Source organism: Streptomyces sp. NPDC054765 (assembly GCF_053612065.1).
The window spans coordinates 1-9852 of sequence record NZ_JBSHBP010000125.1; the positions used below are offsets into that span (position 1 = coordinate 1).

The window sequence follows — 9852 nt, forward strand, 5'->3', positions numbered from 1 at the left end:
GCGAGGCTTCTTCTTCCCCATGCTCTCCATGATGGACATCCTCCCGGGGCAGAACCCCTGATCTCTGATGTCCGTCAAAGCGGATCAAGCCCAGCACAGCTCGACCATCTCGGCCTTGCACTCCGGCATGAACGACCGGCGAGGGCGAGGCTTCTTCTTCCCCATGCTCTCCATCATGGACACCATCCTTCTGAGGCCGAAGCCCCTGATCTCCGATGCCCGCCAAAGTGGATCAAGCCCAGGCGCGATGCGTATCACCTCGGCGGCCACCACCGGGGCAGAGACCGCGAGCGCGACGACGCACTCTTCCCGCCGCCACACGCGTCAGGCCCCTGCGGGAATCGCCACTGAGCCGCCAAGGCCCATCAGTGGCTGCCCCCCGGCACTTCGCCCGCATCAGCCGCTATGGGCGTCCGAGGAGTTGGCTACCGGCCGTGTTGTCGGTGCGGGCGGTGAAGTAGTCGGTGAAGGCCTGGACGAATTCATCTTCGGTGATGCGGCCGTCTCCATCGTGGTCGAGCTGACGGAAGCCGTGGTTGAGTTCGGCGGGGTGGACCCGGGAGCCGCCGAAGATCGTGCGGTATTCATCGGCGCACAGGTGTCCGCTGCCGTCCGTGTCTGCAGCGTGGAAGACCGCCCGCACCGCGAAATGCAACCCCTGCTCGAGATAGGCCGGCCCGGCGTCGATCCCGGTGAGCATGGCGGTGACGAACTCCTCGCAGGTCACCTGTCCGTCGTCGTCAGCATCCATGCCGGTCCGCAGGTGCTGCCACCAGGTCTCGAAGGCGGCATAGACGCGGGCTTCGCGCTCAGGGGTGAGTTCGAGCGGCCAGCACACGTTGTGCGCCATGGCCTGCAGATCGGCCGAGCCGATGCGGCCGTCGCCGGTCTGGTCGAGGACCTGGCGGAAGAAGGTCCCCAGACGCGCCGGGCGGGAATCGGCACCCTTGCGGCGGCGTGGTGTGGGAAGCCGGACAGGGCTTGCCTCCGGCGGGGAAGGACGGTCGGTGGAGGCGGTGGGAGGCTGCGAAGCCGAGGAGTTGCCCGCCAGTGGGGTGCGGTAGCGGCGGTGCTCGGGCAGCGCATTCATCAGCACGCGCATGCCACGGTGCAGGATGAAGGACAACAGGGCCGCGCGGCGGGTGCGGGGCAGGTTGAAGCGCTCGCGGAAGGCTTCCGGCAGGTCCGCGATGGTCAGCGCACCGATCACGTGGGCGGCCACCGTGCGCACGAGCGGCCAGGCCGGCTTCAGGTGGCCGAGGCGGCGGGGCGCGGGTGCTTCACGGAGCATGTCGAAGAGCAGGTAGCGCACAGGTTCGCTGTATTCGAGGCGCTCGCGGATCGTGCGGTCGATATACGCGGGCACGTCCGCGGCCGTGGCCGGGAACAGGTCGTCGGAGAGGCCGAACTCGGTACACACCGCACGGAATTCTCCGTACATCTGATCCAGTTCTGGCGGCGTCAGCGGATGTCCGGACAGTTCCCGCATCGCTGTCATGCAGTCGAACAAGGTGACCAGTACCCACACCCGCACCGTCGGGTCCAACGCTGTGAACGGCCTGCCCTGCTCGTCGGTGCCGGCCAGACGGCGATGCGTGCGCTCCAGACGGGCAACCTCACGGCGTAGCCCTTCACGGTCGGAGAAGAACAGCCGCTTCCCGCTGTCCATGGTGTGCTCGATACGCCGCCACGGGTGCGCGCGGTAGGTGGAGAAGTGGGCCATGCCGGCGGCGACCGCCGGATCCGCGGTCTGCAGAACCAGCAGCCGCCACACCACCAACCCGATCCGCCACTCCCCCAGCGTGCGGCGCAGCAGCGAATCAGGACCAGGAAGATCAGCGGTAGCCAAGGGGACGTCTCCTCAAGCACGTGTACAGGAATGAGCAGGGGACGCCCGAAGAGCGATCATCCGGCTATCCGCCCGGCCCAACGGTCCTACCGGACTCCGGGAGCGGCCAGGTTGCCGAATTCACCCATCCGAGATACGCCACAGGGCCGCGGAAGCGGGCGATTCAGACATGGGACTTCTACACCTGATGCACGCCTCGGTGTGCACCGGGGCGGCTCATTCCAGCCCCCGGCGCCCTCGGCTGACCGAGATCCTGGTATCGCACTGGGTGCCCGTCACGCTACCTTCCGTGATGTATGCACTTCTCGACCTGCGGGGACGTCGCCGGGCGGGTGGTTCCCGGTACGTCCCGAACGCCTGCGCCCGCATCACCGGTCCATAACGTCCCGAGGAGTACTACTCGGTCGCCGGGCAGGCACGGGCCCACGACCAAAGGAAGGCACATATGGCCACCGCCGCGCACCTCACGGCCCCTCCCACCGCTCCCGGACGCCTTCCGCTGATCGGCCACGCACTCGAAATGTGGCGGCGCCCCCTGGAATTCCTCGATTCCCTCACCGCGTACGACCAGATCGTTGCCGTCTACCTGGGACCCACACCGACCTACGTCCTCGCCGGACCGGAGGTCGTCGACCGGGTGATGGTCACCGACGCCGACCACTTCGCGAAGGGCCGCTCCTTCGAGAAGCTCCGCGACTACCTCGGCGAGGGCCTCGCCACCTCCGAGGGGCCCTTCCACCTCCGCCAGCGTCGCCTGATGCAGCCGGCCTTCCATCACCGGCAGATCGATCACTACGCGCGAGCCATGGCGCGGCTGGCCGACGAACGAGTCGCCTCCTGGCAGGCCGGACAGGTCATCGACGTCACCCAGGAGATGTTTGACCTCTCCCTCGCCATCGTCACCTCCACGCTGTTCTCGACCGCACTCGACGAGCACATTGCTGCGGACATCCGCCACGACGTGCCCGTCGTGCTCCGCGGCGTGTACCACCGGGCCATCGATCCGACCGGCCTTTGGCAGAAGCTCCCCACTCCTGGCAACCGCCGCCTTGCGGCCGCACACGAGCGACTGCGCCGGGCCATCGACCACCTCATCCGCACCCGGCGCACCGGCCTCCCCGCCGAGCAGCCGGACCTGCTGTCGATGCTCCTGCAGGCCCAGGACGCCGACAACGGCAACACCATGACCGTCCAACAGGTCTACGACGAACTCATCACACTGCTGGTCGCCGGCACGGAGACAGCGGCAGGCGGGCTGGCTTGGCTCTTCCACGAGCTGGGCCGGCACCCCACCGTCGACCGGAAACTCCACGAGGAGCTGCGGACGAGGAGCAAAGAGGCGCCTTCGTTCGAACTCCTCGGCCATCTCCCGTACACGCGGCGGGTGGTGGACGAGGCACTGCGCATGCGCAACCCCGGAGGCGTCACGATGCGACGAGCGACCACAGAGGTCGAACTCGCGGGCTACCGGTTTCCCCCAGGTGCCGAGTTCATGTTCAGCACCCTCGTCCTGCACCGGAACCCGCACCACTTCCACGACCCCCTGAGGTTCCATCCCGACCGCTGGCTGCCCGGCCAGCAGGCCGCTCCCCGCGGCGCGTTCCTTCCCTTCGGCGCCGGAAGGCACAGGTGTATCGGTGAATCGTTCGCGCGCGCGGAAATGACCACGGTGGTCGCGGCCCTGGCGCGCCGGTGGCGTCTGGAGCCGCTCCCAGGGGCGCAGGTACGGGGAGTCATGACATCCACCAACCACCCCGCCAACCTCCTGATGAGAGTCGCATCTCGCGAAGTGAGGTGACACCTCGGCAGGCCGTCACCGGCGCACGGGCGGCAAAGGGAACGGCGGCTGGGCCCCCGCCCCGACGGCAGGGGCGGAGCCTGCCAGTGGTGGCCGGGGCCCCGAGGGTCTCCTTCCGGATCCCGTCTCGCATGGCTTCGGCGGCGGCGACATGCCCACTGCGGGCGGGCCTGACCGCGGCGGTGGAGAACGGCGAGCTACCCGCCGGGTTCGACATCGACCAGGCGCTGTTCGAGATCGTCGCCGCCGGGCTGGCACTGAACGCGGCCATGCAGCTCCAGCAGGACCGGGCGGCCGCGGGCCGGACCCGCCGCGCGATCGAACGGGCCTTGGACCAGTCCTGACTGCACGCCAGACCGGTGAACTGGTGCCGGAACGCCTTGGGCGTGATCTGCCAGGCAAGGCTCGCCCGCCGGACGGCCCAGGGCTCAGTCGCGCTGCGGTCGAAGAAGGACCGGGGTGCGGCGTCGGGGAGGGAACGACCGGTCGGGGCCTTCTCGCGCTCGCGGTGTCCGTTGGCTCGGTACCGGCACACGAGATTTCGAGGGTGCTCGTTCGGCGTCTGTGCTTTCTTGGTCATGTGCCGGGCTCTCCGGCAACTCATCCACCTTTTCGAGGGGACAGCCCATGAACTCCGCTCACGCCCGTATCGCGGTCGTCGGCGCCGGCCTCGGCGGCCTTGCCTTAGCTCGCATCCTGCAGCTCCACGGCCGCTCCGTCACCGTCTTCGAACATGAGGCTGCCACCGGCGCCCGCCCCCAGGGCGGCAGCCTCGACATCCACGGCGGCACCGGTCAGGTCGCCCTGCGCGCCGCGGGCCTGCTCGACCGGTTCCGCGCCCTGGCCCGCCCCGAGGGCCAGGTGTGGCGCGTGGTCGACCCCGTCACCGCCACCTCCCTGCCCATTTCGGGGCCCGAACACGACGAAGACAGTCCGGAGATCGACCGCGGCCAGCTCCGCGGCCTGTTCCTGGAATCCCTCACCGAGGGCACCGTCCGGTGGGGCTGTGCCGTCACCCGCGCCACCCCGTTCGGGGACGGCTCCTGGCGCCTGCTCCTCGACGACGGCACCACCGAGGACGCCGACCTGGTGGTCGGCGCCGACGGCGCCTGGTCGCGCATCCGCCCAGCCCTGTCGGACGCCACACCCGGCTACACCGGAGTCACCCTCGTCGAGACCGGTCTCGACGACTGCGACACCCGCCATCCCGCCCTCGCACGCATGGTCGGCAACGGCACCCTGCTGGCGACGGCCGCCGGCAAGGCCCTGCTCGCCCAACGCAACAGCAACGGCCACATCCGCGTCTATGCCACCTTCCGCGCCCCGCAGAACTGGCAAGTCGCCGCCGACGTGGACCTCGACCACGCCGCGGCCGTGCGCGCGCATCTGCTGAAGATGTTCGACGGCTGGAACATGAACCTGCTCGACCTCCTGCGGCACCACGACGGCGAGTTCGTCAACCGGCCCCTGTTCGTGCTGCCCGTCCCGCACACCTGGGAACACATCCCTGGCATCACCCTGCTGGGCGACGCCGCGCACCTGATGCCCCCTGTCGGGCTCGGCGCCAACCTCGCCCTGCTCGACGGCGCCGACCTCGCCCACGCCCTCATCACCGAATCCAGCATCGATGACGCAGTCCGCGCCTACGAGGACCTCATGCTGCCGCGTTCGGTCCGGGCCGCCGAGGACTGCGCCGAGGTACTCGACGATCTCATTCCCCCGACGGACTCCTGAGCAAGCCCCGGCACCGCACAGTCAGGAGCACAACACTGCCCGATGCCGGTGCGGAACCGTCTCCGGAAGAAGGCCCGTCCCCGGAGGCGGTCCCTGGCGGCACAGGCAGCCATCCCCGCACGCACCTCAACGCCGCCGGAGAGCACAGCCCGTTGCTCAGTTCGACCGAGACCCCCTCCGGCGGCCCGCCGGTGACCTCCACCCGCACCTCGGCCCGGCGGGGGCGCCCGCCGCACCGGATTCAGGCCCGGCGGCGGGCGTCCTCGAGGTAGTGGAGGACGGCGGCGACGCGCCGGTCCAGTCGGTGGGTGGGTGAGAGGTCGAGTTTGGCGAAGATGCTGCGGATGTGCTTGTGGACAGCGCTGTCCGTGACGACGAGCCGTTCCGCGATGGCGTTGTTGCCCAGCCCCTCGGCCATCAGGACGAGTACGTCCCGCTCGCGAGGGCTCAGCCGGTCCAGCCGGGTGTCCTGGCGGGACCGGGTGAAGAGCTGCGTGATGACCTCGGGGTCGATGGCGGTGCCTCCGGCCGCCACCCGCCGAAGGACGTCCAGGAATTCCTCCACCCGCCCGACCCGTTCCTTGAGCAGGTAGCCGAGGCCGCCCACGCCGCCGGTGAGCAGCTCCGTCGCGAAGGTCTGCTCGACGTACGCGGACAGGACGAGGACGGCCAGGTCGTGTTGCCTGCGCCGGGCCTCGACCGCCGCGACGATCCCCTCGTCGGTGTGGGTCGGCGGCATCCGCACGTCGAAGATGGCGACGTCCGGTCGGTGTTCGCCGATGGCGTCCAGTGCCTCGTCGGGGGCGCCCGCGGTGGCCACCACATCGAGGGACTCGGCGCGCAGCAGCAGGGCGAGCCCCTCGCGCAGCAACGGGTCGTCCTCGGCGATCACAATCCGCATGGAAGATCCACCTCAAGGGTTGTCGGGCCGCCGGACGGGCTGGTCAGGGAGAGGTTGCCGTCGTGTGCCGCGATCCGGCGGCGGATGCCGGTGAGTCCGGAGCCGCCGCCCTCGTCCGCCCCGCCCCGGCCGTCGTCCTCGACGCACAGGTGGAGACGGCCGCCGCGGCTGCGCGCCATGACGGTGGCATGGTCGGCGCCGCTGTGCTTGGCGATGTTGGTCAGGGCTTCGGCCACGACGAAGTAGGCGGTCGCCTCGACGGAGGCGGCGCACCGCTCGGGTACGTCGACGTCGATCCGGCAGGGCACCGCGCAGTTCGCGGCCAGCCCGGAGAGTGCGCCGGTGAGTCCCCGGTCGGCCAGCACCGGAGGCAGGATGCCGCGCGCGACCGTACGCAGTTCGGCCAGCGCCTGCTCGGCGGCGGAGTGTGCGCGTTCGAGGAGTTCGTCGGCGCCGGCGGGGTCGCGGGCCACCATGCGGCGGGCGGCGCCGAGCAGGATGGTCACGGAGACGAGCCGGTTCTGGGTACCGTCGTGCAGGGAGCGCTCGATGCGGCGCAGTTCGGTGGCGTGGGCGTCCAGGGCAGCCGCGCGCGTGGCGGTGAGCTCGGCGACGCGCAGGGACAGGTCCGTCTCGGGGCCGGCCACCAGGAGTCGTCGTCCCGGGCGGGCCTGCAAGCGCGCCATGCCGGGGGTAAGGCCCAGGATGATGGCGGTCCAGCCGAGACCCAGCAGGCCGACGGCGACCGCGGCCGGCCAGGATTGCACGTTCCCGAGCCCCAGCGACGTAGTGGCCACCTCCTCGGGCGCGAACCGCCACCACAGCGGGAAGGTGCCGTCGCGGAGGGCTGAGATCGGCAGCAGGACGCCGAGCAGGCCCAGGAGGAACCCCAGAGTGGCGTGGCGGACCAGCCAGCGCAGCTCCCGTCGTGTGGTGGGGTCGACGAGGGCGAGCCGCAGTTGCGTCGGCGGGGGTTCCGGGGCGACGACTTCGGGACCCCAGCGACCGAGCCGGCCGCGCTCCCGGCCGGCCAGGGCGTGCAGCGCGCGCAGTACGGCGGGCGCCATGAGCAGTCCCACCCCGATCGGACCGGTCACGGCGGTGACGACCAGCCAGAGCAGCACAAACAGGGCCGAGAGGGCACTACCGAGCCCGGAGGCGAGCTGTCTGATCGCGGCCGTCGCGGGCCGTACGACGGATTCTTTGAAACCCGCCCGCGCGTCACCGGCTGCCGCGCCCTGCCGGATCGCCATCAGTCCTCCCTCCCCCTCCCCTGCTGCGCGGACGACCCTATGACGCGGCCGGCTCACCGTCCGTCGCGGGGTCGGGGAGTACGGCCTGCTGTACCTCGAACCGGGCGGTCTGTGGGATCGGCCGGGAGGGGTGCTCATCCATAGCGTCGGCCGGCGGCTGCTGGTGGACCGTCGGTTGTTCGTCCGGTCTCCCCTTGACCAGCAGCCCGCTGCCCGCCCTCGCCATCCTCAGGCCGGCCTTCGGCAGCGGCCCGGTCGACGCTCCCGCGCGGCCGGGGGTGTTCCGGCGGACGGCACACGCGACGGGAGGCCGGCCTCCCGTAGGTCAGGAAGGGTGGAGCGGCCCGTGCCGGAGTCTGGCCGTCACGGCGTCCGCTTGTCCGCCTCGCGGACTTCGTGAAGGTGAATGAGGACGTCGAAGCCCTTGGCGAGCGTGACGTCGCGCGGCTTCACGGGGAACTGCGTGCCGACGTTGAGCGTGGGCCGGGCGGTGTTCAGCCAGGCGCGCGCGGGCGCCGGGGCGTTGCGGACGTCGAGGTAGAAGTCCCGGTAGCGGACCTGGTCGAGGGTGTGCTCGTTCCTGCCGGGCTCGGCGGCGTCCACGGTGAACTTCTTCCAGTCGCCGCCCAGGGCGGCGTCCTTCGACAGGAAGGAGCCTTGGTTGAAGGTGAAACCGATGGGGAGATAGTTCTTGCCCATCGTGTCGCGCAGGAACGACCCTTGCGTCTTGGAATACACCTCGGGATCGCTGGCGGCGTAGGCGACGTGGTCGTTGTGCGCGGACAGCAGGATCTTCTGGCCGGTGTGCTGCTGCCACCAGGTGACGTTCTGGGCCATCACCTCGTCGCGGAAGCGCTGGAAGGTGGGCATCGAGTCCGAGTCGTTGGGGTTCATGGTGAGGAACCTGGCGGTCTGGGCGATGGAGCGGGCGTTCTGCTCGGCCCATTCGAACGCCTTGCCGGAGCCCTTTTGGCTGCTGACCAGTTCCAGGGCCTGCTGCGCCTTGGTGGCGAGCTGCTGCCGTTCCGCGAGCGGCTTGCGCATATAGGCGAAGGCGTCGTCGATCGGACGCAGGCCGGTGTAGAGCTCGTTGAGCCGCGGCAGCGCCTCCGGGTGGTTCTGCTGCACGTAGCCGGTCACCCGGTCGAAGAACGCGTCGTTCACCGCGGGGGCGCCGATGTCGTCGCCCATGAAGTGGACGGTGCGGCCGGGGTGGCGGCTGTTGTAGTCGCGCATCCACTCGATGAGGCTCACGAACTCCTCACGATCCCAGGGAGAGTTGGTCAGCGTCTCCTTGGCGATCTTGCGGGCGTCGCCCTTGCCGGTCTGGAGGTAGTCGTCGATCTGGAGCCCGGCGGACCAGCTCAGTTCGAGGGCGAAGGTGGTGAAGCCCTTCTCCTCGACGAGGTAGCGGAAGACCCGCTCCTTCATGGCGAAGAACTCGTGGGAGCCGTGGGTGGCCTCGCCGAGGCCGACCACCTTGGCGTCGCCGATCATCGAACCCAGGGCTCGCAGGTCGGCCGTGTTCCTCCCGGGCTCGGCCGAGCGCAGCGGGTGGGCCGCCTGCTCCAGGGCGCGGACCGGGTTCTGCTTCGCGCCGGCCCGATCGGCCGTGCCGGCTGTGGTCGCTTGGACCGCCACAGGAACGAGGACCGCTCCCATCGCGACCATCGCCGTGACCAGCAGCCCTCGCCGGCTGATGCGCTTCCGGTTTCTCGCCATGCTCTTTGCCCCTCACCTTGCGTACTGCGACGTAAGAAGGAGCATCGCCCGCGACGCCCTTGCCGCGCGCTGGGGGCAGCCACCGGACTTCTCCGGGTGGCTACCGCTCGCTGGAAGCGGTAGCAGGGGGTACCGGAGCAGGTGGCGTTGCCCGTTACCAACGTCCCCGGACAGCACACCCAGAGAGTGTCCTGCCGGTCCCTCTCCTATCCAACTCCATGCGCCCTGCCCCTGACTTCCCCAGCGGGATAGGGGCGTTTCACCAATTCCGGCCACCGTCGGCACCCTGTGGCGAAGCCCGTATGGCACATACATCAGGGCCCACACCTGGACTTTTGGCGCGCCGAGCGCGCTTCCTCTCGCAAGAGATTGCCGATGCCCTGGTCCATGAGCCGGAAGTATTCCTCCCGCTCATGGACCAGGGTTCTACGCCCCTGCGGCTTCCGGTCCTTGCGGATCTCGAAGTCCATCGCATCCCCTGAACTGGGGTGTTGCGACGACCACTAGGGCCTGTGTGTGGTTGTGATCAACCTTCGGGTTCCGTCCCCGCATGGGGACGGAACCCGGTAGGAAGCTGGGTGTGACGCGCAGGCAA

At 69.8% G+C, this 9852-nt stretch carries 6 protein-coding genes and 1 pseudogene; 3 read left to right on the forward strand and 4 right to left on the reverse strand.

All coding sequences use genetic code 11. The features are described 5' to 3' along the window. Nucleotides 1–403: 403 nt before the first annotated feature. A complete protein-coding gene (locus ACWGJY_RS36895) occupies nucleotides 404–1849 on the reverse strand; it encodes an oxygenase MpaB family protein (RefSeq protein ID WP_453265272.1) in 1446 nt (481 codons plus the stop codon). 445 nt (nucleotides 1850–2294) lie between these two features. Here ACWGJY_RS36895 and ACWGJY_RS36900 point away from each other — a divergent pair, with 445 nt between their 5' ends. The 3 genes and pseudogenes from ACWGJY_RS36900 to ACWGJY_RS36910 all read left to right on the forward strand — a co-directional run bounded on the left by ACWGJY_RS36900 (nucleotide 2295) and on the right by ACWGJY_RS36910 (nucleotide 5381). Continuing rightward, entirely contained in the window at nucleotides 2295–3647 is a 1353-nt protein-coding gene (locus tag ACWGJY_RS36900) for a cytochrome P450 (protein ID WP_453265273.1), read from the forward strand. A 158-nt stretch (nucleotides 3648–3805) separates the two neighbouring features. Then, nucleotides 3806–3991, forward strand: a pseudogene (locus tag ACWGJY_RS36905) (TetR family transcriptional regulator C-terminal domain-containing protein); the annotation flags it as partial. A 283-nt stretch (nucleotides 3992–4274) separates the two neighbouring features. Then, a complete protein-coding gene (locus tag ACWGJY_RS36910; protein WP_453265274.1) occupies nucleotides 4275–5381 on the forward strand; it encodes an FAD-dependent oxidoreductase in 1107 nt (368 codons plus the stop codon). 241 nt (nucleotides 5382–5622) lie between these two features. Here ACWGJY_RS36910 and ACWGJY_RS36915 read toward each other — a convergent pair whose 3' ends face one another. From ACWGJY_RS36915 to ACWGJY_RS36925, 3 genes are all read right to left on the reverse strand, one after another. Further along, nucleotides 5623–6282 carry a response regulator transcription factor gene (locus ACWGJY_RS36915; RefSeq protein ID WP_380931883.1) on the reverse strand — a complete coding sequence of 220 codons (660 nt, stop codon included), beginning with the start codon at nucleotides 6280–6282 and terminating at the stop codon, nucleotides 5623–5625. Continuing rightward, the gene (locus ACWGJY_RS36920; RefSeq protein WP_453265275.1) at nucleotides 6270–7535 is read right to left on the reverse strand and encodes a sensor histidine kinase; all 1266 of its coding nucleotides are present in this window, start codon (nucleotides 7533–7535) and stop codon (nucleotides 6270–6272) included. Before ACWGJY_RS36920 ends, ACWGJY_RS36915 begins: the two co-directional genes overlap by 13 nt. A gap of 363 nt (nucleotides 7536–7898) precedes the next feature. Beyond that, nucleotides 7899–9257, reverse strand: a complete 1359-nt coding sequence (locus ACWGJY_RS36925) for an erythromycin esterase family protein (protein ID WP_453265276.1) — start codon at nucleotides 9255–9257, stop codon at nucleotides 7899–7901. Between the last annotated feature and the right edge of the window lie 595 nt (nucleotides 9258–9852).

Coding starts and splice junctions, on each gene's coding strand:
- ACWGJY_RS36900 (WP_453265273.1), top strand. CDS start 2,295: ATGGCCACCGCCGCGCACCTCACGGCCCCTCCCACCGCTCCCGGACGC.
- ACWGJY_RS36910 (WP_453265274.1), top strand. CDS start 4,275: ATGAACTCCGCTCACGCCCGTATCGCGGTCGTCGGCGCCGGCCTCGGC.
- ACWGJY_RS36915 (WP_380931883.1), bottom strand. CDS start 6,282: ATGCGGATTGTGATCGCCGAGGACGACCCGTTGCTGCGCGAGGGGCTC.
- ACWGJY_RS36920 (WP_453265275.1), bottom strand. CDS start 7,535: ATGGCGATCCGGCAGGGCGCGGCAGCCGGTGACGCGCGGGCGGGTTTC.
- ACWGJY_RS36925 (WP_453265276.1), bottom strand. CDS start 9,257: ATGGCGAGAAACCGGAAGCGCATCAGCCGGCGAGGGCTGCTGGTCACG.